The sequence below is a fragment of the Embleya sp. NPDC001921 genome (genome assembly GCF_053594475.1).
Genome location: NZ_JBSFEO010000035.1, coordinates 112,388 through 133,294, shown reverse-complemented (window position 1 = coordinate 133,294; position 20,907 = coordinate 112,388). Strand labels below are relative to the sequence as shown.

The following is a 20,907-nucleotide window of genomic DNA, read 5'->3' as shown; positions in this document are numbered from 1 at the left end:
GACCGCGTAGGCGATCGCCGCCCGGATCCGCGCCCGCCGCAGGTGGACCTTCGCCAACTCCACCGCCGACCAGTGGCACAGGGTCGAGCCCAGAATCTCCAGCTCAACGCGCATGGGCGGCTGCTCGTCGACGGCACCGAAGCCGAAGTACGAGGTGCTCACGACCGCGTACCGGTCGCCCGGGACGTTCAACTCCAGGCACTCGACGACCGCGATCTGCATCTCGAACTCGACCGAGAACCGGTCCGTCGTCTCCACGCGGGCGCCCACGTCCGGGACCTGCCGGCGCATCGCCGCGGCAATCGCCGCTTCGGCGCGGCGGTCCCGCTGGGCAACCTGCTGCTCGATCTCCGCGCACGTGGCGCGCTTGGCCAGGGCACCCGCCCCGGCGATAACCTTGCTCACGTCCTGCCACCTCTCTGTGTCTGAAGGCATCTCTGATGTGGTGGGGCGCCGCGGGCTGCGTCCTGATCCGACGTGGCCCGCACCCCTGTTCACGGGGTGTCGGTGATGGCGGCGTCCATCGACGCCTTGCGCTTCGCGATCCGCCGCTGGATCAGGTCGACACCAGCCGGGCGGACGTAGAGCGTGTAGTGCGAGCAGCGGCCCCAGTTGTGCTCGACCGGGTGCTCGATCGACCGGAAGTGCGAGGCGTGAGCCGCGTAGAAGTCCCAGGTCGTAGCCCCACACAGGGCCTCGCGGGCGAAGATGAACTTCTCCTCGACGAGGAACCGGCGCAGATCCTGCTGCCGCCAGCCCAGGAGCTTCGCGACCTCGCGGATCAGGCGCTCACCGGACTGCGCGGACAGGTACGTGTCGTGCGCGACCGCCTTCGGCTCCAGCTCGCGGAGCTTCGCGTCGGCCTCGACCAACTGCCGCGCGGTGCGCGTGAACTGCTCGGCCATCGCCAGCACGCCGGCGGCGGTGGTGATGTCAGGCAGGGCCGGCGCTGCGGGAGCGAGGATGTACGAACCGGTGCGGCGGATGCTCGGGATGACCTCGCGGGTGATCCACCGCTTGAAGGCGCGAGCCTGCGGCTTCCGCGACCGGAGGATCAGCGAGTAGAGGCCGGATTCGTTCACCGTCGCGAGGCTCTGGGCTCCGCCAAGGGTGTCCATGGTGTGGACCCCCTTCTCGTCCTCGTCGAGCAAGGCGAGCGAGCTGCGCGGGTTGCCGAGTTCAAGGACGGCGGCGACATCCGCCCCGACGAACCAGGGCTCGCCGCCGACGGTGATGGTCCGGACCGGCTGGCCGGTCTCCGGGAAGCTGAAGGGGGTGATACTGGTGCTCAAGACCTGCTCCTTGTACAGAAGGGGTGCGGTCGGCGGCCGGTCCTTCGGGGCCGGCCGGTTTGCGTCAGGCGGCCTCGGACTTGCGGCGGCGCCTGGGGGTGGAGGTGCGCTTCCGGGGCGCACGCGGGCCCTTCGGCTGCTCGTTCGTCACGGGCTCGTTGACCCGCCGGCACATCTCTCGGATCGCAGCGCGGTCCTCATGCGACACCTTCATGGGGCCGAGCCCGTCGCGATGCGGCCAGCCCTTGCGCTTGAAGCCGTCGTAGGCCGTCTTGGTACTGATGCCTTCGGCTTCTGCGAACTCGGCGACGGTCATCCACTTCTCGAAGCCGTGCTCATCGATTTCGGGCTCGTCCGTCTCCGTCCGGGGTTCGACGGTGGCGAGGCGAGTGGACATGTCAACTCCTTCCTTTCGGTGCCTTGTCGCTGGTCAGAGCGAGGTCGGCCGGGTTGTCGACGCCGAGGACTTCGCAGAGCGCCAGGAAATTGGGAGGCGTCATGCGGAGCGAGTGGCTTTCCACGCGGCTCAGATAGGCCCTGTCGATGCCGACTCGGGAAGCGACATCCACGCCCTTCAGCCCTAGAGACACGCGGAGGCGCCGAGCTTCCGGCCCATCCACGGTGAAGCGGAGGTGCATATGAGGAACGTACCCCTTGATGCCGCTTCAGGGAAGTAAAACGTGGAAGTTTGTGGAAGATCGCAGAAGAAGACGCCTGTGAGTTCGGGGCGGGTCACGGAACAGTTGCGCCACGTGAGGTAAAAATCCGGCCGACTTGCTACATCTTTGGAACCCCGGTCTAGGTGGACCTGGCTGAACCTGAGACACTGCGAGTCATGGCAGCCCTGTCGGACGTAGACGCGCGCAAGCGCCTCGGTGCACTGATCACCGAACGGCGCGCCCACCTGCGCCTATCCGTCAATAAGGCGGCCCGGCGGGCCGACATCAGCAACAAGACCTGGGCCAACATCGAGGCCGGCGGTGGCGCGCGCGATGTGACCTACGTCGGTGTCGAAGAGGCGCTTCTTTGGAAACCGGGATCATGCCGCGACGTCCTGACGGGCGGCTCGCCTACCATCGACGACCCCTCGGCACCCCAGACGGAAGCCGAGCAGCCGGAGTTGATCTACTCCGGTCCGGACGGCGAGGACTGGCGGCCGGTCATCCGCCGCGACCTTCGTGACGCGGTGCGCGATGCGACGATGACAACCATGCCGGGGATGACCGCGGAGAAGATCCAAGAGCTTGAAGCGAAGGTCGAGGAAGCACTCTTTCGGCGGCTTGCGGAGCGTCACCGCGACGCTTCATAGGGGCATCTACCTGCGGGTATGGTCGCTCAGAGCACTTGAATGATCACTGGATGCTTGTGCGACGGAATTGTTACGGATTGAATTGTGTCCTTCAATCAAATGACCGTTAGGCATCCCATGATCACGTGACATCATTCACCGACCTGGGGGATTCCACCCGGTTCGGGGAGGGCCCAAATGGCGCCTGTTGCCATGTTCGAACTGCTGGAAGCTGGACCAGACTTCACCGGCTGGTTCGGTGAAGTGGAGAGGAAGCCCGCCTGCGTCCTGCCGGCGCTCGTGCTCACCGAGCCTGCCGTCCAGACGCACACCCAGATCGCCGCGCGGCGACAGAACCGGGACTGCGGGGCCTGCGTACAGGCCGCGTGCCCCCTGTTCCGCCTCGCACCGCAGTGATCTAGTAGCAACTCCCCTGGAAACGCGGGGCGTCTCCGGTATCTCGGACCGCGAGATCCGCCCCGCCCAAGCCCGGTGGCACACGCGCCCGCCCACCCACGGACCCAGGTCCGGCGGCCGTGCCCACCGCGAGCACCGGAGGGCGAACCCCCATGCCAAGCACGGAAAAACGCGGCAACGGACCCACGCCGTGGCGCGTCCGCTTCATCAACAACGAAGGCCAGCGCGACTCCGCAAGCGGCTTCGAAACCGAGGACGAGGCCTACGACTACGGCCTCGACCAGGAAACCGACATCCGCCGCGGCGTCTACCACAACGCCCGCCGCGGAGAGGTCTCGTTCCGGGCGTACGCCAAGGAGTGGCTTGATGCCCACGACGTCGCCAGCACGTCCGAGGTGTCCTACAGGAGCCGGCTGAACGCGGTGATCCTCCCCCGCTGGGGCGACGAAGCCGTCGGCGCCATCACGACCCTCGCCATACGCTCATGGGTCAAATCCCTTCGCCAGAAGGGGTATTCGACCAACTACATCGAGAACGTCATCATGCAGATGCGCATGATGATGGACGACGCGGTGGCCGACAAGTACATCACCTACAACCCGGTCGAGAAGAAGTCCCGCCGCGGCAAGGTCAAGCCGCGGGAGAAGGCCAAGACGATCTTCGGAACGCCGGCCCAGGTTGCGGAACTCGCACAGCGGGGCCTGGTGTTGCGGGGCGAGATGGGCGAGATGATCATCCTCACCCTCGCCTACACGGGCATGCGACTCGGCGAGCTGTACGGACTCCTGCGAACTGACTGCAACCTCCTAGGCAAGGAGTACGAGCGGTCCCTCACCGTGGCGCGTCAATTTCAGTATCAAGGCGGAGTGCGGGCACTGCCGATCCCCAAGTACGACTCGGGCCGGCGCATCGTACTGCCGCCGTTCCTCGCCGATCGCCTCTCCGCGCTGCTGGCCACGCACAAGTCCAGGTTCGTCTTCACCGCGCCCGAGGGCGGGCAACTCCTGACCGGCGGCAGCTTCTACGACAGCTTCTGGCATCCCGCCACGCGGGGGCGGCCGCCGCGGCCGGCGTCGCGCGGGCACCGTGCGCTGCCCGCGCTGCCCGGCGTCACGGGCCTGGAGGGCATGGTCCCTCACGGCCTGCGCCACGGACACGCGGTCTGGCTGGACGAGGCCGGGCACCCGGACGTCGCGATCGAGGAGCGACTGGGGCACGAGACGCGGACGGTCAAGGGGACGTACCGGCACGCGACCCCGTCGATGGAGCGGGCGATCGCCGAGGCTCTCCAGGGTTGGTACGAGGCAGCAACCCCGGCACGCGAGACATCACGCAGCGTGGGCTGACCGGGTCGTGCCCCAGCCGTGCCCCATCCGGCCGTGCCGGACATGCGAAGGCGCCGCCCGCTGCTCCCGTAGACGGACGGCGCCTGTCGTGTTCGGCCAGGTCAGAGGGTGTTTCCCCTGGGCCGTGGCCGAGATCCGGTGGGCTACTTGCCCGTGTAGTGCACCTGGAGTTCCTTGATGCCGTTGATCCACGCGTGGCGAAGCCGGCGGGGGTCGGCCGCCTTGGTGATGTCCGGCATCGCGTCGGCGATCGCGTTGAACATCAGGTTGATCTCCATCCGGGCCAGCGAGGCGCCCAGGCAGAAGTGCGGACCGCCGCCGCCGAAGCCCAGGTGCGGGTTCGGGTTGCGGGTGATGTCGAACTTCATCGGGTTCTCGAACACGTCGGCGTCGTAGTTGGCCGAGCTGTAGAAGATGCCGACCCGCTGCCCCTCCTTGATCTCCTGACCGCCGAGCACGGTGTCCTGGGTCGCGGTGCGCTGGAAGGACATCACCGGCGACGAATACCGCACGATCTCGTCCGCCGTGGTCTCCGGGCGCTCCGCCTTGTACAGCTCCCACTGGTCGGGGTTGTCGAAGAACGCGAGCATCCCGTGCGTGATCGCGTTGCGCGTGGTCTCGTTGCCCGCGACCGCCAACAGCAGTACGAAGAAGCCGAATTCGTCCGAGGACAGGCTGCCGTCGGACTCCGCGGTGATCAGCCGGGTGACGATGTCCTGCGCCGGGCACGCCTTGCGCTCCTCGGCCATGCCCATCGAGTACAGCATCAGCTCGGCGGCGGCCTGCGCGCCGACCTCGGTGGACTCCGCGTACTCCGGGTCGTCGTACCCGAGCATCTTGTTCGACCACTCGAAGATCTTCTTGCGATCCTCCTGCGGTACGCCGATCAACTCCGCGATCGCCTGCAACGGCAGCTCGCACGCGACCTCGGTGACGAAGTCGCCGGAGCCCTTGAGCTTGGCGTCCGCCACGATCTGCGCGGCCCGTTCGGTCAGCGCGGCCTGGAGCGCGTTGATCGCCCGGGGCGTGAAGCCGCGCTGGACGATGCTGCGCAGCCGGGTGTGCTCCGGCGGGTCGATGTTGATCATGATGAGCTTCTGCGCGTCGATGTTGGACATGTCCATGCCCTCGGCGAACCGGATGATCGCCGTGTTCTTGTTCGTCGAGTAGATCTCCGGCTTGGTGGAGACCTCCTTGACGTCCGCGTGCCGGGTGACCAGCCAGTAGCCGTCGTCGCCGAAGTTGGACACCTCGGGCGTCTGCGGGACCCACACGACCGGGGACGTCTTGCGCAACTGGGCGAACTCGTCCAGCGGGATGCGCGTGGTGTACAGGTCGGGGTCGGTGGGGTCGAAGCCGTGGTCGAGGACCGGACACGTCATGGTGGAACTCCCGTTGCCGGAGGGTGTGCGAGGTCGCCGCGCCGACCGGCCGGGGACGGGTGCCGGAAAGCGCGGTGGTGCGGCGGTGGTGCGGTGGTGCGTGCGAGGTGGTGTGCCTGTGCGGTGGTCTGGCTGGGGTGTGCCTGGCTGCGGCGGTGCGGTGGTGCGGGTCAGACCCCGGCGACCGGGCTCGACGCCCTGCGGCGCGGGCCCAGGAGCTTGCGGACCACACCGCGCAGGATGCGGCCGAGCTCGTCGTCGGGCAGTTCCGGGAAGGCGGCGACGGCGGAGTAGATGCCACCCATCGCCACGGCCGTGGACACGCGGTACTCGATCGAGTCGTCGACGTCGTCGAGGACTTCGCGCACCCGCGCGGTGATCGAGGCGAGTCGTGGCTTGATGGCGCGGTGGCGTCCGATCGCGACGTCCCGATCGAGGATGACGGCGAGGGTGCGGTACCGGATCAGGAAGTCGACGTAGCCCTCGAACAGCAGGCGCTGGCGAGCGGTGCTGCCGCGCCTGCTCTCGGCGACCTCCAACACCCGGTCCAGGTCGTTCAGGGCCGGGCGCAGGAGGGCGTCGAGCAGTTCGTCCTTGGTGCGGAAGTGGTAGTACAGGGCGGCCTTGGTCACCCCGACCCGATCGGCGATGGCCTGCAGCGAGGTGCCGGCGAAACCGTGTTCGCCGAACAGTTCCTCTGCCGCCTGGAGCACCTTGTCATAGGTGTCCTCCGGTGCCGGGATCGCCACGGGTCCCCCTTCCTGTTGGGCATGAACATACGTCGACCTCTGCCAATCGACAAGGCTGATGGGGCGTCAATTTTCATCTCCGCACCGTTGTTCGCACGGAAAGCGGCTTGCCGTTCGGCCAGGGACGGGGTCGGGCGCGCTGACGGTCGGGCAGGTCGACCCGACCGGCCGGGATCGATCCCGATCGGCCCGGTACGGCCGCGTCCGACCGCGGCACGTCGCGCGCCGGTAGGTTGCCGGCATGAGCGACTTCGACGCCGTCATCGAGGCGGAGCGGCAGCGGTCGGCGGACCCGGCCACGGCGGCCGGCGGGCCGGCGGCGGGACGTCGGGAGGACGGGGTCCGGACCCTCGCACGCATCGAGCTGCTCCTGGCCGCGACGGCGGCGGAGCTGGCGAAGCGGGGCGCGGTGGCGCTGCCGGTGGTCGGGTTCCCGCCGAGGAGGGGCCCGGCGCGCTTGACCCGCCGCCTGACCGCCGCCGTCGTCGACCGGCGTCGACCGGTCCTGGACCTGTTCTCGCTCGACGCGCGCGGCGGGCCGTTCCTGGAGCGGGGCGCCGTGGCGGCCGAGGAGGTCTGGCTGCGCGTCTCGCACCCCGGTCGGGCCGAGGCGCTGCGCGCGGCTCTGCTGGGCGCGGGCCTGACACCGGAGACCGTCATCCTCCGCGAGGGCCCACCGATCGTGCTCGATGCCGACCGGGCCGCGCGCGAGGGTCGTGCCGGCGGCTGCTTCGGCGTCGCGGACGACGGCACGCTGGTGGTGTATCCGCCGGCCGACGCCGCACCGGTCCCGCTCGTCGGGGCGCTGACGGCGGCCGTGGCGAGCGCCGCCCCCCAGGTCTGAGCGGCGCCGCGCAGATCAGCCGAGCCGGCGCCCGGCAGGCACCCCGCACGCCGGCCGCGGCCCGCCGTGCGCGTCAGCGCGCGGTCTCGACGTCTTCGGTCTCGACGTTCCCGGTGTCCACGTCTTCGATCTCGGCACCCGCCGTGCCGGCCTCCGCCGCGCCGATGTCCGCCGTGTCGCCCTCCCCGGCCTCGACGTACATCGCCCGCCCGCTCTCGCGCGCCCGCAGCGCCGCTCGCAGCCGTGCGGCCCGCCCCGCCGGCATCGCGGCCGCGCCCCGATCCGGTGTCAGCAGGTGCCAGGCCCGCAACTCGTCGGCCTGGAGCCGGATCCCGGCGAGCCGATCAGGTGTCAGCACGCCACCGTCGAACAACCAGCGCATCCCGCCACGATGCCCGTCCACCGACGCCACCCACTGCGCCACCAGCAGGTTCGGCGGCCCGTCCAGGGTGATGCCCAGCTCCTCGCGAACCTCGCGGACGCAACCCGCCCACGGCGATTCCCCCGGCTCCACGATTCCACCGGGAAACTCCAACCCCGGCTTGTAGTCGGGCTCGACGAGCAGCACGCGGCCCCGGTCGTCGAAGAACAACGCCCCCGCCGCGACGGTCAACGCGCTCCGCGCCGGATCGTCCGCATGGCCCTCACCTGGGCCGCCCGCACCGCTCCCCGAAAGGCCGTTCGCATGCTCGTCCATGACACCGAAGTCTGTCCCAGCCCGCGGCGTACCGGCCGACAGGGTCCCGGCCGGCGACGTGTGCCGCGTCCGGACCCGCGACGCCGGTCACCCGCGGCGTCGGATCGAGGACGCCGGATCAGGGGCGCGTGGCGAGGCCGAGGACGACCACGTCGACGAGCTTCGGCAACCGCTCCGGGTCGTCGACGCCGCGCTGTTCGTGGGCCCAGGCGATGCCGTGGGCGAGGGTGAAGAGTTCGTCGGTGTCGATGTCGGCGCGGACCTCGCCGGCCGCCTGGGCGCGCGCGAGCAGGTCGGCGCCGGCCGCGCGCATCGCGTGGCAGGAGGCGTACAACTCGGAGGTCTCGTCGGCGAGTGTGGCCATCAACGTCGCGCTCATCCCCCGGAACGTGCCGGCGCCCTCGATCAGCAGCCGCAGCCAGGTCGCCAGCGCGTCGCGCGCGGCCGCGGTGTCGCCCAGCGCCCGAGCCCGCGCGGTGAGGCCGTCGTAGCGGTCCCGCACCACCGCCTCGACGAGCGCGTCCCGGGAGGGGAAGTGCCGGTACAGCGTGCCGATGCCGACCCCGGCCCGACGGGCGAGCTCCTCCAGCGACGTGTCGATGCCCTGTTCGGCGAACACCACCCGGGCTTCGGCGAGCAGGCGCTCGTAGTTGCGGCGGGCATCGGCGCGCATCGGTCGGGTCATCGGCGTTCCCTCTCGGACGTTGTCAAACGGAGCCTGCCTCCATATGGTGGTCGAAGCAAACCGGAGGCAGCCTCCGAAATGCTCCGGCCACAGCAATGCCCGGTACCGCGGCAACCCCGCCTCCCGGGCGCGGCCGTGCCCCGGCGCCATCCCGGTCCCGGCCCCGTGCGACGCCGCACGCGAAAAACCCGTCGCCGCCTGGGCGGCCGACGACCCGCGGCCGGTGACCCGGGCCCCGCGACCGTGACCTATGTCCTGTGACCGCCCACCAACGGAACGGAACCACCGATGACGCACGACAAGGCCGCCCTCGGGCGGCTCGGCCTGTGGACCTTCGCGTTCGACGGCCAACCCGCCGGCGCGGTGCGCGAGGCGGCGGCCGAGATCGAGGAACTCGGCTACGGCGGCCTGTGGGTCGGCGAGGGCATCGGCCGCGAGGCCGGCACGCACGCCCAACTCCTGCTCGCCGCGACCCGTACGCTCCCGGTCGCCACCGGCATCGCGATCATGTCCGAGCGCACCCCGCGCCTGATGGCCGCGACCGAGCGCACCCTCAACGAGGCCTACCCGGACCGCTTCGTGCTGGGCCTGGGCGGCCACCGCGCCGCCGGCCAGGCGGACATGCCGGGCATGCCCAAGGCGAACACCGCTCCCGCCGTCGCCGGCGTCGGCGCCTACCTGGACGAGATGGACGCCGCCGTGCTGATCGGCACGCCGCCCGAACGCCCCGGCCGCCGGGTGCTCGCCGCGCTCGGCCCGAAGATGCTGGCGCTGGCCGGCGCACGCACGTGGGGCGCGCACACCTATCTGGTGACGGTGGACCACACCGCGCTGGCCCGGAAGACGATGGGCCCGGACCCGTACCTGTCGGTGTCCCTGACCACGGTGCTGTCCCCGGACCGGGCCCGGGCCGTGCAGGTCGCGCGCGGCTTCACATCCGGCTACCGGGTCGCCCGGCACCAGATGAACAACCTGCGCCGAATGGGCTTCTCCGAGGCCGAACTCGACGGCGAGGGCACCCGCCTGGTCGACGCACTGTGCGCGCTGGGCGATCTCGACGCGATCGCCGAGCGGATCCGCGAACACCTGGACGCGGGCGCCGACCACGTCTGCCTCCAGGTCCTCACCTCGGACCAGGGCCGCATACCGCTCACCGAATGGCGCGAACTGGGCCCACTCGTCGGCGAGTTCACGTAGAACCCCGGCCACCCGGTCGAAGCGCCTCGCCCACTCGACGGCGACGGCGACGGCGACGGCACGACCGGGCTCCCGCCCGGCGGCCGACGCACGCACACCGGCACCCGCCGCCGGATGGTGCCATGCGGCCGAGGCCGGACCCGACCTCCGAGCCCGACCCCGAGCCCGAGCCTGAGCCCGTCCCCGACCTCGGAGCACGGCGCCCGAGTCCGACACCCGAGCCCGGCGCCCGGCCGCACCACCGCACCGGATCCGCCAAGGCACCGGCACCGGCTCCGGCTCCCGCTCCACACGGGACGCGTCCGCCCTCCGCCGACCACACACCCACCTCGCGCCACACCCGCCCGGCGCGTCACACCCACCGCTCCCGCGCATCGGCGTAAGCTCCCGACATGTCCGAACGCACCTTCGTCCCCGACGAGTTCGTCGTCCCCGCGCCGCCGGTCACGCCGTCCTTCCGGTTGGAACCGCTGGCCGCCCGGCACAACCGGGCCGATCTGGCCGCGTGGTCGTCGAGCATCGAGCACATCCGGGCCACGCCCGGCTTCGCGGATCGGCACTGGCCGCCGCTCGACGGCATGAGCGCCGACGAGAACCTGCGCGATCTGGTCCGGCACGCCGACGACTTCACCAAGCGCACCGGCTTCACGTACACCGTGCTCGACAACGGTGGCAATGCCGGTGACTACGACGTGATCGGCTGTGTGTACATCTACCCCGACCGCGAGGATCCCGCCGTCACCTCGGTGCGTTCGTGGGTACGGGCGGACCGGGCCGAACTCGACGCGCCGCTGTACCGCGAGGTCTCCGCGTGGTTGGCAAAACACTGGCCGTTCGAGCAAATCCGCTACGCCGCGCGGTAGCCGGCGCCGGGTGGCCCCCGCGGCGGGCCCGCCGGGTCGTCGGTCAGCCCGGCCGGGCCGCCGCCCACCAGGCACTCTCGTCCCGGTCCGGGTCCGAGATCGCGTCCGCCAACGACGCGAAGGCGTAGGTGCGTTCCGGGTCCCAGTCGGTACTGCGCAGCAGTCGCTCGCGCATGCCCGCCCACCCCGGTGCCGAGCCCGCCACCACCCACGCGTCCGGCGCGTGCGCGGTCAACCGCTGTGCCGGGCGCAGCCAGGAGGCGGCCTGTTCGGGCCAGGAGACCACCGCGACCACCTCCCCGGGCCAGGCAGCCGCGAGCGCGTGCGCGGCGGCGGTCGAGGCGCGGTCCCGGCCGTGCCCGATCGCCAGGGTCCGCCGACCGGCCAACCTGCGGAGCAGGTCCGCCAGTTCGGCCTCGGTGTGCGGCGCCGGCGGGCGGCCCTTCCAACGGGCGTAGGCGGCCGGCAGGCACACCGCGCACGGCCGGAACCCGGCCTTGATCGCGGTCGCCTCGTCGGCGAAGAAGACCCGGCCGGCGACGTAGCCGCCGCGCTCGATCGCCCGCAGCGCGCTGCGGCAGTCCAGCCGCCCGTACAGCCGACCGCCCGTGGTGCCGCCCAGCGTGCCCGGCGTCGCACTGCGGTAGGGCCGCCCGTCCGGCCCGATCAGCGTGTACATCGCGTCACGCCGCGTCGTGGAAGACGAGGCCCAGGGTGCGGCGCAGCCCGGAGTGCACCGTGCTGACGCCGTGCCGCATCGGCGCCGCCGACCAGCCCCGGGCCGAGCGGATCGGCCGGTCCCGGGTGGTGAAGACCAGCCCGTGCCCCTGGGGCAGGCTGATCGCGGTGCCGCGCGACTGGGCCCGGAAGCGCTGCTCGGCCATCAGGAACTCGCCGCCGGTGTAGTCGACGCCGGGCTCGTCCAGGCCGATCACCACCTGGAGCGGGAAGACCAGGTCGCCGTACAGGTCCCTGTGCAGCGCGTTCCAGTCCCCCGGTCCGTAGCGCAGCAGGATCGGTGTCGGCCTGCTCTGTCCCGCCGCGTGACACATCGTCAGCCACTCGTCCAGGGTGTCCGGCCAGGGCGCGGGCCGGCCCAGGCGGGCGGCCCACGCGCGGGCGATCGGCAACAGGTGCGGGTAGCAGGACGCGCGCAGCGCGGCGATCGGCTCGGGCACGGGCGCGGCGAAGTACCGGTACTGCCCGGCGCCGAAGCGATGCCGGGCCATGTCGATCGTGGCCCGGAAGAGCTCGGGTCGGTCGTACAGCTCGGCGATCTCGCGGCACGTGTCCGGGTCCAGGATCCGGTGGGTCAGCGCGTGTCCGTGCTCGTCCACCCGCTCGGCGAGGTCGGTGGTGGTCGCGGGCGTGCCGGCGAACAGCGTGTCCACGGCGCTCACCGCAGGCGCGCCGGCAGCGCGCCCTCGTGGTCGAGCAGGTACTCCTTGCGGTCCAGGCCGCCCGCGTACCCGCGCAGCGCGCCGTCCGCGCCGATCACCCGGTGGCAGGGCCGGATCAGCAGCAGCGGGTTGGCCCCGATCGCGGTGCCCACCGCGCGCACCCCCGCCCGCGAGGTACCCACCCGCTCGGCGATCGCGCCGTATGTGGTCGTGGTGCCGTACGGGATCTCGTCGACCGCGGCCCAGACGCGTTCCTGGAAGGCCGAGCCGCGCGGCGCCAGGGCCAGGTCGAAGTCCTGCAGGTCGCCCGCGAAGTAGGCACCGAGTTGGCGCACCACCTCGACGAACGGGGCCACGTCGGAGCGCGAGTCGGCGGGCACGACGGCGCCGCCCTTCTGCCCGGGCACCGACAGCGAGGACAGCGCGAGCGTGCCGTCGGGGTGCTCGTCGCCGATCAGCAGCAGTTCGCCCAGTGGGCTGTCGAGGGTGGTGTGGACGGTCATGGTCGCTTCCTTCGTCGAGATCGCGATGACCGTGTGCGTCGGTCGGGGACCGGCCTTGCGCACTGGTCATAGGTGCTTCCGGATCCCACTGTGCGCGATCGCGAGCGCGTCGTCCGGCGGGAATCGGACATCGCGTTGTGCCCCGATCCGAGGTGCGGGCCGGACGGGTGGCGACTGGGTCGTCGGTCGGACAGCGGCCACGAGCGGGGCCGCGAGCGGGGCCACGAGCGGGGCCGCGATCGGTCGGGGCGGGCGGACCGATCGGGGATTCCGTCGCGGTCCGCTCCCCGTCCGTTCCGCAGTCCGCTCCCCGTCCGTTCCGCGGTCCGGTACCCCGTCCCGTTCGCGGTCCGGTCCCGCTCGGGCAGGATGGTCCGATGATCGAGACGGACCGACTCCTGCTCCGCCGCTGGCGCGACGACGACCTGCCCGCGCTCACGGCGATGAACGCCGACCCCGAAGTGATGCGCTATGTGGGCGACGGACTGCCGCGCACCCCCGAGCAGAGCGCCGCCGCCCTGGTCGAGTACGAACGGGCTTGGCAGGCACGCGGCTTCGGCCTGTTCGCGATCGAACTGCGCACCGCCGAGCCGGGCCCGGTCGGCGCGCTCGCGGGCTGGGCGGGCCTGGCCGTACCGGAGTTCCTGCCCGAGGTGATGCCCGCGGTCGAGATCGGGTGGCGGCTGGCCCGGCCGTACTGGGGACACGGCATCGCCACCGAGGCCGCCGTCGAGGTGCTGCGCTTCGCCTTCGAGTACGCCCGCGTGCCGCACCTGGTCTCCATCTGCCACGTGGACAACACCGCGTCCGCGAAGGTGATGGCCAAGCTGGGCATGACCGAGGAACGCCGCACCACGGTGCCCGCCCACGGGAAGAAGCCGGTCCTGGTCACCGAACTCGCCAGGGGCCGCTACCTGCGCACCCGCACCTGACCCGAACAGGTCCCGGCGGCACGGAGCGTGGCGCCGACACCGCGGGGGTCCCGGCCGGGTCCCGCCGCCGGTGTCGGCGGCGTGCGTTCGATCAGCCCGAGACGCAGAACTCGTTGCCCGCGGGGTCCTGCATGGTCGTCCACTTCAGCCCGGGAGCGTCGCGCTCGGCCACCACGGTCGCGCCCAGACCCACCAGCCGCTCGACCGCGTCCGCCCGGTCCGGCGCGGAGAAGTCCACGTGCACCCTGTTCTTGCCGGCCCGCTCCTCGGGCACCCGCTGGAAGCCCAGGACCAACGGCTCGGCGCCGATGATGACGAACTCGCCGAAGTCCTCGGCGATCTCCACTCCCAGCGCGTTCGCCCACCACGCGGCGAGGCTGCGCGGATCGGCACAGTCGATCGTGATCATCTGCGGTGTCAGCTCCATGCACGCACGATACGAGCGGCGACCGACAGGTCGGTGCAGCCGAGCCCTTCGAGGCCCGGAGTGTCGCGGACCGCGCCGACAGTCGACCGTGCCCACGGCACCGGCCCGCGACCGGGCACGGCGCACCCCCGCGACGCGCCACCCGGCACGCGCCACGCGCGACGCGCCACGGCATCGGGCCGGCTCGACGCGTCGCCGGTCACGGTCGCGCGATGCCCCGCATCAGCGTCCCGGCCGTGCTCGCGGCGAACTCGGCCACCGTCGGACCGTCCTCGATGCCCATGAAGTGCCGCAGGAACGCGCGTTGGTAACACGCGCCGAGCAACATCGCGGCGGCGGCCTCCGGGTCGGCGTCCGGAGCGATCCGGCCGCGGTCGCGCTCGACCGTGAGGTAGGCGGCGAGCAGGCGCAGCGGGACGTGCGGACCGGCGCCGATGCCACGCAGCGCCTCGCGGTGCCGGCGCAGCAGCGCGGGTTCGGCGAACAGCGACGAGGCGATCGGCATGCTCTGCTCGTAGAACTCCGCGGCCCGAGTCGCGATCGCCGTCAGCCGCCGCTCCACCCCGCCGGGCTCGTCCGGCCCGTCGGGCCCGTCCGACTCGACGGCCAGTTGGGCGAGCAACGGGCCCAGTGGCGGCAGCCGCTCCTTGAGCACCGCCACGAACAGTTCCTCCTTGCCGGTGAAGTGCTTGTACAGCCCAGCCTCCGAACAACCGGCGGCGCGCGCGATCTCCTTGGTCGTGGTGCGCGCCAGTCCGAGCGTGCGCATCAGGTGCTCGGCGGCGTCCAGGATCCGCTGCCGGGTGGGTACGACCTGCTGCCGTCGCCCGGGGGTCGGCGCCGGTTGCGGCTCCCGCCGCTGGGGTTCGGGGCGGGTCGAGTGCGGCATCGCGGCGGTCGTCCGTTCGTCGTGGGCAGTCCGGTCCGGTCCGGGCGGATTCGGTCCGATCCGATGGGGTTCGGCACGGTCCGGTCCCGGACTTGACGCAGGGGTGAGCAAGTATTCACCATGTGCTGGTGAGTGAACACTCACCCACCTCGGGAGGCAACACATGAGGCTCACCGTTCTCGGAGCGACCGGTGGCACCGGCGAACACGTCCTGCGCCATGCCGCCGCCGCCGGGCACAAGGTCACCGCCGTGGTCCGGGCGCCGTCCCGACCCGCGTTCGAACACCCGAACGTCGAGGTCTTCCGGGCGGACGTGACGGACCCGGCCGAACTGCGCGAGGCGATCGAGGGCCGCGACGCGGTGTTGTCCGGACTGGGACCGCGCAACCGCAAGGCCGCCGGTATCGCGGCGGCGGCGACCGCCGCGATCCTGAGCGCGATGGCCGACACCGGCGTACGGCGCCTGGTGACCATCAGCGCCGCCCCGGTGGGCCCGACGCCGACCGAGGATTCGGTGTTCGTACGCGGCGCGGTGATCCCGATCCTGCGCGCGATCCTCAAGGACGTGTACGCGGACCTGGACGCGATGGAGGGCGAGTTGGCCCGCAGCGGCAGCGACTGGACCTCGATGCGACCGCCGAGGCTGACCAACGGGTCCGGCACGGGCACCTATCGCACCCGCACCGGCGGCAGCGTCCCACGCGGCAGCACCATCGCCCGCGCCGACCTCGCACACGGCATGCTCGCGGTCCTGGACGACCCGGCCACCTACCGCCGACCGGTGGGCATCGCGTACTGAGGCCCGGCGCGGCGGTGGCCGCACGTGGCGCGACCGGCGCGACCCGAGCCCGGCGACCCGCGGGCCCGGCGCGAGCAACACCTCCCACCGGTGGCGGTGAACGCCCCGCGATCACGTCGATCGACGCGCCCCGGTGAGATCGACCCGAGCCGGGTACACGCCGGCACCGATCCCCACGGGAGGCACGATGAGCCGGCGCGGCACCGCCGACGGACCCACCATCAGCGTCCGCCGGGTGTACGAACCCGCCGAACCCGACGACGGCCTGCGCGTCCTGGTCGACCGGTTGTGGCCGCGCGGCCTCGCCAAGGCGGACGCGCGGCTGGACGACTGGCCCAAGGAGTTGACCCCGTCCACCGAGCTGCGCCGGGCCTGGCACGCCGGCGGCCTGGCCGAGGAGGTGTTCCGCGCCCGCTACCGCGACGAGCTGGACACGGCGCCGGCGCACGCGGCCCGCGCCGCCCTGCTCACCCGGGTGGGCCACGGCCGACTCACGCTGCTCACCGCCGTCCGCGACCCGGAGCACAGCCATGTCCCGGTGCTGGTCGCCTACCTCGGCGGGGCCGGGTAGGAACAGGCCCCGTCGACCGGCCGGACGGACTCCCGTGTGCCGTCCGGCCGTTCGCACCCGCGACGGGTCGACCGCGCCCGGTCGCGACCGCGGCCCGCCCGCCGGGAACCGTTCGCGGCCGCGGCCCCTCCACCGCGCGAGCCCCCGCTACCCGTGCGCGTGCTCCGCCTCCGGCAACATCGTCCGCGGGTCCTGACCGGCGAACCACATCCCGATCACGATCGCCGCGGTCGCCTCCAGATAGCCCGCCCGCTCCAGCCCGCCGACCACCAGCGGCACCGAGCCCACGTCCGCGACCAGGGTGTGCGCCACGTCGAGCGCGCCCTGGTCGTCGCCGCACAGCGGTACCGCGAGACCGTCCGCGTACGCACCCGCCCACACCCCGGCCGCGCCCAGGTGGAACGCCTTGACCACGTGCGCGCCCGGCGCCGCGTCCGCGAGCGTGCGCGCCGCCGAAGGGCCGCCGTCGGTGGTCAGGATCGGCCCGCTCGCCCCCGGCACCATCGGGTTCGAACAGTCGAGCAGCGCCTTGCCGACCAGCAGCCCCGCCAACGGCGGGATCACCTCGCCGGTCGCCGCGTGCCCGACCGCCGACAACACCGCCTCGCCGTGCCCGGCGGCCTCGGCGAACGTACCCGCCCGGACCCCGATCGACTTCGCCGCCGCCTCGGCCCGTTCCGCCGACCGCGCACCGATCAGCACATCGTGGCCGGCCCGCGCCCACTTGCCGCCCAACGCGACCGCCATGTTGCCCGCACCCAGAATTCCGATTCGCACAGCCATTACCCCACTCGCTCGAGAGGTCGTCTCCGACTCCTCGAAGCTAGGGAAGCCGACAGGCACCATTCGGTAAGTCTCGCCGGGGCGAGAATGAAGCCATGACCGAACACAGGGGCGAGTACGTCGCCGACTGCCGCGCCCGCATCGGCTTCGACCTGCTCACCAACCGCTGGAACAGCGTGGTCGTCTACGCGCTGGCCGCCGGCCCCATGCGACCGGGCGCCATGGCCGCGCGGATCGGCGGAATCAGCGCGAAGGTCCTCAACGAGACGCTGCGCCGACTCGAGTACCACGGGCTGGTGTCCCGGCACGCCTATGCCGAGGCGCCGCCGCGCGTCGAGTACGCGCTGACCGACCTGGGCGAGTCGCTCCTGGTCGCGTTCCAGGCCATCGGCGCGTGGTCCCTCGAACACGGCGACCGCGTCCTGGCCGCCCAGGACGCGGCCGACGCCGCACGCACCGCGTGAGCCGGCGCTACCTGCGCAACCGGGCCGCCGGTACCGCGGTCGCCAGCGCCGTCGCGGCGATCGCCAGCGAGGTCACCTCGCCCGCGTGGTGGAAGTCGGCACCCACCGACAGGTACAGCGTGCCGAACGCGGCCACCCCGAGCACCTGACCGAGTTGGATCATCGTCACCATCAGCCCGGACGCGTCCGAGGCCAGCGGCAGCGGGACCCGGCGCAGCGCGAGCATCATCACCGGGCTGTACGCGACGCCCAGGCCGAAACTGCCCAGGATCATCGTGGCGAGCAGCACCGGCAACGACTGTCCGTCGCCGAACGCCCAGGCGGTGGCCGCGAATCCGAGCGCGCCGATCGGCATCCCGATCATCGGCAGCCGCGGATGCCACGCCGCGGGCAGTCGCTGCCAGCGCAGCGACACCGTCGCGAAGACGACCGAGGACGGGATGAAGGTCAACCCCGCCTCCAGCGCGCTGTAGCCCAGGCCGTTCTGCACGTACAGCGCGGTGGAGAACATCAGCCCGCCGAACGCCGTCATCGCCAGCAGCAACGTGACCGCACCCGCCACCACGCCCGGCACCCGCAGCAGCGCGGCCGGGATCAGCGGTGCGGACACCCGCCGTTCGACGAGCGCGAACAGTGCGAACAGCACCACGCAGCCACCCAGGCTCAGCCAACCCCAGGTCGGCCAGTGCAACTCGTGCCCCATCACCAACGGGACGACCAGCGCGAGCAACGCGGGGGCGAGCAGGGTCAGGCCCGGAACGTCCAGGCCGCGCGCCGTGGGGATGCCGCCGGGCGGCAGCACCCGCCCGGCGAGGACGTACAGCACGATCCCGACCGGGATGTTGATCAGGAACACCGGCCGCCACGACAGCCCGAACAGGTCGGCGCTGACCAGGAGTCCGCCCACCACCTGCCCGGCCACCAGGCCGCCGGCGATGGTCGCCGCGTACCGACCCATCGCCCGGGCCCGATCGGCGCCGGCGTAGGTGGCCTGGATCAGGTTGAGCACCTGAGGCACCATCAGCGCCGCGCCGCCGCCCTGGATCGCGCGGGCCACGATCAGCGAGGTGTCGTCCCAGGCCAGGCCGCACAGCAGCGACGCGAGGGTGAAGACGGCCAGGCCGGCACCGAACACCCGACGGAAGCCGAGCCGGCCGCCGAGCCGCGAACCGGTGATGATCAGCATCGCGTAGACGACGGTGTAGCCGGAGACGATCAGTTGCAGGCCCGCACCGCTGGTGTCCAGATCGGCTCGGATCGTGGGACCGGCGACGTTGACGACCGAGGTGTCCAGCAGTGCCATGAACTGTGCGGTGAGCAGTGCCGTCAGCAGCAGCGGATGGGCGCGTCGCGCCGTGTCCGGCGCCGCGGTTGTGGTGGTCATGCCAGGAGCGTGCGGGCAGCACGATCCTGTTGCCGAGAGCCTGTCGATCCTGGTACCCGGAGCACCTGGCACCGGATCACAACAGCGGCGAGGATGGCCGCATGAGCACCAACACCGCGAGCCGACGTACCGAACTGGGCGCGTTCCTGCGCAGCCGGCGCGAACGCCGGACCCCGGCGGACGTCGGCCTGCCGCCCGGTCTGCGCCGACGCACACCGGGGCTGCGCCGCGAGGAGGTCGCGTTGCTCGCCGGCGTGGGGGTGACCTGGTACACGTGGCTGGAGCAGGGCCGCCCGATCAACGCGAGTGTGCAGGTGCTGGACGCGGTCGCCCGCACGCTGGGGCTCGACCCGGCCGAGCGCACCCACCTGTACCGACTCGCCCAGGTGCCCTGGGAGATCGAGCCGCAGCCCGGGACGGGGCTGCCGACGGAGATGCAGGAGATCCTGGACGGCCTGGTCCCGAATCCGGCCGCGGTCTACAACTCCCGCTACGACGTGCTGGCCTGGAACGAGGCGTACGCCAAGCTGTTTCCCAGCATGACCGAGGAGCCGATCGAGGAACGCAACGTGATCTGGGCCATGTTCACCTCTCCGGACGGCTGCAATCCGTTCCTCGATCGGGACTTCGAGGAGTTGCGGATGGTCGCCGAACTCCAGGCCGCGTTCGCGCGGCACGTGGGCGAGCCGGAGTGGGAGGCGTTCGTTCGTCGACTGGCCGGATCGAGCCCGAAGTTCGCCCGACTGTGGGCGCGCCGCGAGGTCGGCTCGGGCAATCGGCACGTGAAGCGGATCGTGCACAGCGCGGTGGGCCGGATGGACTTCGCGGCCACCCGGCTGCTGCCGACCGTGCCGGAGACCCGGATGATGGTGTACACCCCGGTCGACGACCTGACGCGCGAGCGCATGGCCGACCTGATGAGCCGGCCGGAGGCCCTGTGGTGCTGCGCGCACTGCCGGACGAAGCGCCTGCGGTCGCAGCAGGCCGGCGCCTCGGTCCCGGCCCCGGCCCCTGCTTCGGCTCAGATGTCGTAGGCGACCGTCACCGGTGCGTGGTCCGACCAGCGCTCGGCGTAGGTGTCCGCGCGCTCGACGACGGCGGTGGTGGCCGCGTGCGCCAGGGCCGGGGTCGCCACGTGGTAGTCGATCCGCCACCCGGCGTCGGTGTCGAACGCCTTGCCCCGGTAGGACCACCACGAGTACGGCCCGGGTCCCTCGGGGTGGATCCGGCGCACCACGTCGTGCCAGTCGGCCGCGCCGAACAGCTCGGTGAGCCAGGCCCGCTCCTCCGGCAGGAAGCCGGACTTCTTGATGTTGCCCTTCCAGTTCTTGATGTCGTGCTCGGTGTGCGCGATGTTCCAGTCCCCGCACACCAGCGACTCGCGTCCGCCGATCGCCGCCGTCGCGCGCATCACCTTGAGGTGCGCGACCAGGTCGGCCATGAACCGGTTCTTCTCGTCCTGCTTGGGCGTCTCCGCCTCGCCGGTGGGCAGGTACAGACTGGCCACGGTCACCTTGGGCAGGTCGACCTCGATCCACCGCCCGGCCGTGTCGAACTCGGCCGATCCGAACCCGATCCGCACGGCGGACGGCTCGACCCTGCTGTACACGGCCACCCCGGCCCGCCCCTTGGCCACCGCCGGCGCGTAGTAGGCGTGCCATCCCTTGGGGTCGCGCACCTCGTCACTGAGCTGCTCGGGAGTGGCCCGAACCTCCTGGAGGCACACGACGTCGGCCTCGGTCGCGTTCAGCCATGCGGTGAAGCCCTTGCCGGCGGCGGCGCGCAGGCCGTTCACGTTGGCGGTGGAGACGGTGATCATCGGTGCAGATTAGCCCGTTTCGGGGCGGCGCGAGTCCGGGGGTCGGGGGTTGGGGCGCCGGGGGCCGATGGGGTCGCGGTGGGCGCGGTGATCACCGTGGCCGGACCGCGAACGCGCGCCGGGGCACGGGCCTCGCGTGGTCGGCGTCGAGGCGCTCGGCGTCGAGGGCGCGCGGG

The 20,907-nt window shown here is 71.9% G+C and carries 27 protein-coding genes; 11 read left to right on the top strand and 16 right to left on the bottom strand.

Annotation, left to right across the window (positions count from 1 at the left end):
- The 4 genes from ACWCPW_RS34255 to ACWCPW_RS34240 all read right to left on the bottom strand — a co-directional run.
- A partial coding sequence (locus tag ACWCPW_RS34255) for a hypothetical protein (protein WP_449765458.1) occupies nucleotides 1–405 on the bottom strand: 405 nt, incomplete at its 3' end.
- Between the two features lie 89 nt (nucleotides 406–494).
- On the bottom strand, nucleotides 495–1,292 hold the full coding sequence (locus ACWCPW_RS34250; protein ID WP_449765457.1) for a phage antirepressor: 798 nt from the start codon (nucleotides 1,290–1,292) through the stop codon (nucleotides 495–497).
- A gap of 64 nt (nucleotides 1,293–1,356) precedes the next feature.
- Nucleotides 1,357–1,689: a hypothetical protein gene (locus tag ACWCPW_RS34245; RefSeq protein ID WP_449765456.1), complete on the bottom strand. Its 333-nt coding sequence runs from the start codon at nucleotides 1,687–1,689 to the stop codon at nucleotides 1,357–1,359.
- 1 nt (nucleotide 1,690) lies between these two features.
- The gene (locus ACWCPW_RS34240; protein ID WP_449765455.1) at nucleotides 1,691–1,930 is read right to left on the bottom strand and encodes a helix-turn-helix domain-containing protein; all 240 of its coding nucleotides are present in this window, start codon (nucleotides 1,928–1,930) and stop codon (nucleotides 1,691–1,693) included.
- Between the two features lie 197 nt (nucleotides 1,931–2,127).
- Here ACWCPW_RS34240 and ACWCPW_RS34235 point away from each other — a divergent pair, with 197 nt between their 5' ends.
- From ACWCPW_RS34235 to ACWCPW_RS34225, 3 genes are all read left to right on the top strand, one after another.
- Nucleotides 2,128–2,601 (top strand): hypothetical protein, encoded by a 474-nt coding sequence (locus tag ACWCPW_RS34235; RefSeq protein WP_449765454.1) that lies wholly within the window; start codon nucleotides 2,128–2,130, stop codon nucleotides 2,599–2,601.
- 177 nt (nucleotides 2,602–2,778) lie between these two features.
- Nucleotides 2,779–2,997 carry a hypothetical protein gene (locus ACWCPW_RS34230; protein WP_449765453.1) on the top strand — a complete coding sequence of 73 codons (219 nt, stop codon included), beginning with the start codon at nucleotides 2,779–2,781 and terminating at the stop codon, nucleotides 2,995–2,997.
- A gap of 152 nt (nucleotides 2,998–3,149) precedes the next feature.
- A complete protein-coding gene (locus ACWCPW_RS34225) occupies nucleotides 3,150–4,343 on the top strand; it encodes a tyrosine-type recombinase/integrase (protein WP_449765452.1) in 1,194 nt (397 codons plus the stop codon).
- A gap of 143 nt (nucleotides 4,344–4,486) precedes the next feature.
- Here ACWCPW_RS34225 and ACWCPW_RS34220 read toward each other — a convergent pair whose 3' ends face one another.
- Together ACWCPW_RS34220 and ACWCPW_RS34215 are read right to left on the bottom strand one after the other, a co-directional pair.
- Nucleotides 4,487–5,725 carry a cytochrome P450 gene (locus tag ACWCPW_RS34220; protein WP_449765451.1) on the bottom strand — a complete coding sequence of 413 codons (1,239 nt, stop codon included), beginning with the start codon at nucleotides 5,723–5,725 and terminating at the stop codon, nucleotides 4,487–4,489.
- A 170-nt stretch (nucleotides 5,726–5,895) separates the two neighbouring features.
- Nucleotides 5,896–6,474, bottom strand: coding sequence for a TetR/AcrR family transcriptional regulator (locus ACWCPW_RS34215; RefSeq protein ID WP_449765450.1), 579 nt, complete (start codon nucleotides 6,472–6,474; stop codon nucleotides 5,896–5,898).
- 241 nt (nucleotides 6,475–6,715) lie between these two features.
- Here ACWCPW_RS34215 and ACWCPW_RS34210 point away from each other — a divergent pair, with 241 nt between their 5' ends.
- Nucleotides 6,716–7,318 carry a hypothetical protein gene (locus ACWCPW_RS34210; protein WP_449765449.1) on the top strand — a complete coding sequence of 201 codons (603 nt, stop codon included), beginning with the start codon at nucleotides 6,716–6,718 and terminating at the stop codon, nucleotides 7,316–7,318.
- 73 nt (nucleotides 7,319–7,391) lie between these two features.
- Here the strand turns inward: ACWCPW_RS34210 and ACWCPW_RS34205 are convergent, their stop codons facing one another.
- Nucleotides 7,392–8,015, bottom strand: coding sequence for an NUDIX domain-containing protein (locus tag ACWCPW_RS34205; RefSeq protein WP_449765448.1), 624 nt, complete (start codon nucleotides 8,013–8,015; stop codon nucleotides 7,392–7,394).
- 118 nt (nucleotides 8,016–8,133) lie between these two features.
- Entirely contained in the window at nucleotides 8,134–8,700 is a 567-nt protein-coding gene (locus tag ACWCPW_RS34200; RefSeq protein ID WP_449765447.1) for a TetR/AcrR family transcriptional regulator, read from the bottom strand.
- 288 nt (nucleotides 8,701–8,988) lie between these two features.
- Between ACWCPW_RS34200 and ACWCPW_RS34195 the strand changes: the two genes are divergently transcribed.
- A complete protein-coding gene (locus ACWCPW_RS34195) occupies nucleotides 8,989–9,897 on the top strand; it encodes a TIGR03620 family F420-dependent LLM class oxidoreductase (RefSeq protein ID WP_449765446.1) in 909 nt (302 codons plus the stop codon).
- A gap of 392 nt (nucleotides 9,898–10,289) precedes the next feature.
- Nucleotides 10,290–10,760, top strand: coding sequence for an N-acetyltransferase (locus ACWCPW_RS34190; protein WP_449765445.1), 471 nt, complete (start codon nucleotides 10,290–10,292; stop codon nucleotides 10,758–10,760).
- A 43-nt stretch (nucleotides 10,761–10,803) separates the two neighbouring features.
- Here the strand turns inward: ACWCPW_RS34190 and ACWCPW_RS34185 are convergent, their stop codons facing one another.
- From ACWCPW_RS34185 to ACWCPW_RS34175, 3 genes are read right to left on the bottom strand one after another with little or no spacing between them, the layout of a single operon-like run.
- Complete coding sequence (locus tag ACWCPW_RS34185) at nucleotides 10,804–11,439, bottom strand: hypothetical protein (RefSeq protein WP_449765444.1); 636 nt, start codon at nucleotides 11,437–11,439, stop codon at nucleotides 10,804–10,806.
- 4 nt (nucleotides 11,440–11,443) lie between these two features.
- Nucleotides 11,444–12,160 carry a 2OG-Fe(II) oxygenase gene (locus tag ACWCPW_RS34180; RefSeq protein ID WP_449765443.1) on the bottom strand — a complete coding sequence of 239 codons (717 nt, stop codon included), beginning with the start codon at nucleotides 12,158–12,160 and terminating at the stop codon, nucleotides 11,444–11,446.
- Entirely contained in the window at nucleotides 12,157–12,663 is a 507-nt protein-coding gene (locus ACWCPW_RS34175; RefSeq protein ID WP_449765442.1) for a methylated-DNA--[protein]-cysteine S-methyltransferase, read from the bottom strand. The genes ACWCPW_RS34180 and ACWCPW_RS34175 overlap by 4 nt, the downstream gene beginning before the upstream one ends.
- A gap of 377 nt (nucleotides 12,664–13,040) precedes the next feature.
- Here ACWCPW_RS34175 and ACWCPW_RS34170 point away from each other — a divergent pair, with 377 nt between their 5' ends.
- A complete protein-coding gene (locus ACWCPW_RS34170) occupies nucleotides 13,041–13,595 on the top strand; it encodes a GNAT family N-acetyltransferase (protein WP_449765441.1) in 555 nt (184 codons plus the stop codon).
- Nucleotides 13,596–13,686: 91 nt separating this feature from the next.
- Here the strand turns inward: ACWCPW_RS34170 and ACWCPW_RS34165 are convergent, their stop codons facing one another.
- Together ACWCPW_RS34165 and ACWCPW_RS34160 are read right to left on the bottom strand one after the other, a co-directional pair.
- Nucleotides 13,687–14,022, bottom strand: a complete 336-nt coding sequence (locus ACWCPW_RS34165) for a VOC family protein (RefSeq protein ID WP_449765440.1) — start codon at nucleotides 14,020–14,022, stop codon at nucleotides 13,687–13,689.
- 199 nt (nucleotides 14,023–14,221) lie between these two features.
- Nucleotides 14,222–14,911 (bottom strand): TetR/AcrR family transcriptional regulator, encoded by a 690-nt coding sequence (locus ACWCPW_RS34160; RefSeq protein WP_449765439.1) that lies wholly within the window; start codon nucleotides 14,909–14,911, stop codon nucleotides 14,222–14,224.
- Nucleotides 14,912–15,074: 163 nt separating this feature from the next.
- Here ACWCPW_RS34160 and ACWCPW_RS34155 point away from each other — a divergent pair, with 163 nt between their 5' ends.
- Entirely contained in the window at nucleotides 15,075–15,710 is a 636-nt protein-coding gene (locus ACWCPW_RS34155) for an NAD(P)-dependent oxidoreductase (RefSeq protein ID WP_449765438.1), read from the top strand.
- Nucleotides 15,711–15,897: 187 nt separating this feature from the next.
- A complete protein-coding gene (locus ACWCPW_RS34150) occupies nucleotides 15,898–16,281 on the top strand; it encodes a DUF488 domain-containing protein (protein ID WP_449765437.1) in 384 nt (127 codons plus the stop codon).
- A 147-nt stretch (nucleotides 16,282–16,428) separates the two neighbouring features.
- Here the strand turns inward: ACWCPW_RS34150 and ACWCPW_RS34145 are convergent, their stop codons facing one another.
- The gene (locus ACWCPW_RS34145) at nucleotides 16,429–17,064 is read right to left on the bottom strand and encodes an NADPH-dependent F420 reductase (protein ID WP_449765436.1); all 636 of its coding nucleotides are present in this window, start codon (nucleotides 17,062–17,064) and stop codon (nucleotides 16,429–16,431) included.
- Between the two features lie 95 nt (nucleotides 17,065–17,159).
- Between ACWCPW_RS34145 and ACWCPW_RS34140 the strand changes: the two genes are divergently transcribed.
- The gene (locus ACWCPW_RS34140) at nucleotides 17,160–17,528 is read left to right on the top strand and encodes a winged helix-turn-helix transcriptional regulator (RefSeq protein WP_449765435.1); all 369 of its coding nucleotides are present in this window, start codon (nucleotides 17,160–17,162) and stop codon (nucleotides 17,526–17,528) included.
- A gap of 7 nt (nucleotides 17,529–17,535) precedes the next feature.
- Here ACWCPW_RS34140 and ACWCPW_RS34135 read toward each other — a convergent pair whose 3' ends face one another.
- Nucleotides 17,536–18,912, bottom strand: a complete 1,377-nt coding sequence (locus ACWCPW_RS34135) for an MFS transporter (RefSeq protein WP_449765434.1) — start codon at nucleotides 18,910–18,912, stop codon at nucleotides 17,536–17,538.
- Between the two features lie 101 nt (nucleotides 18,913–19,013).
- Here ACWCPW_RS34135 and ACWCPW_RS34130 point away from each other — a divergent pair, with 101 nt between their 5' ends.
- A complete protein-coding gene (locus ACWCPW_RS34130) occupies nucleotides 19,014–19,946 on the top strand; it encodes a helix-turn-helix transcriptional regulator (protein ID WP_449765433.1) in 933 nt (310 codons plus the stop codon).
- On the opposite strand, the gene ACWCPW_RS34125 is transcribed toward ACWCPW_RS34130, so the two are convergent.
- On the bottom strand, nucleotides 19,934–20,731 hold the full coding sequence (locus ACWCPW_RS34125) for an exodeoxyribonuclease III (protein WP_449765432.1): 798 nt from the start codon (nucleotides 20,729–20,731) through the stop codon (nucleotides 19,934–19,936). The two genes, ACWCPW_RS34130 and ACWCPW_RS34125, sit on opposite strands and share 13 nt — an antisense overlap.
- Between the last annotated feature and the right edge of the window lie 176 nt (nucleotides 20,732–20,907).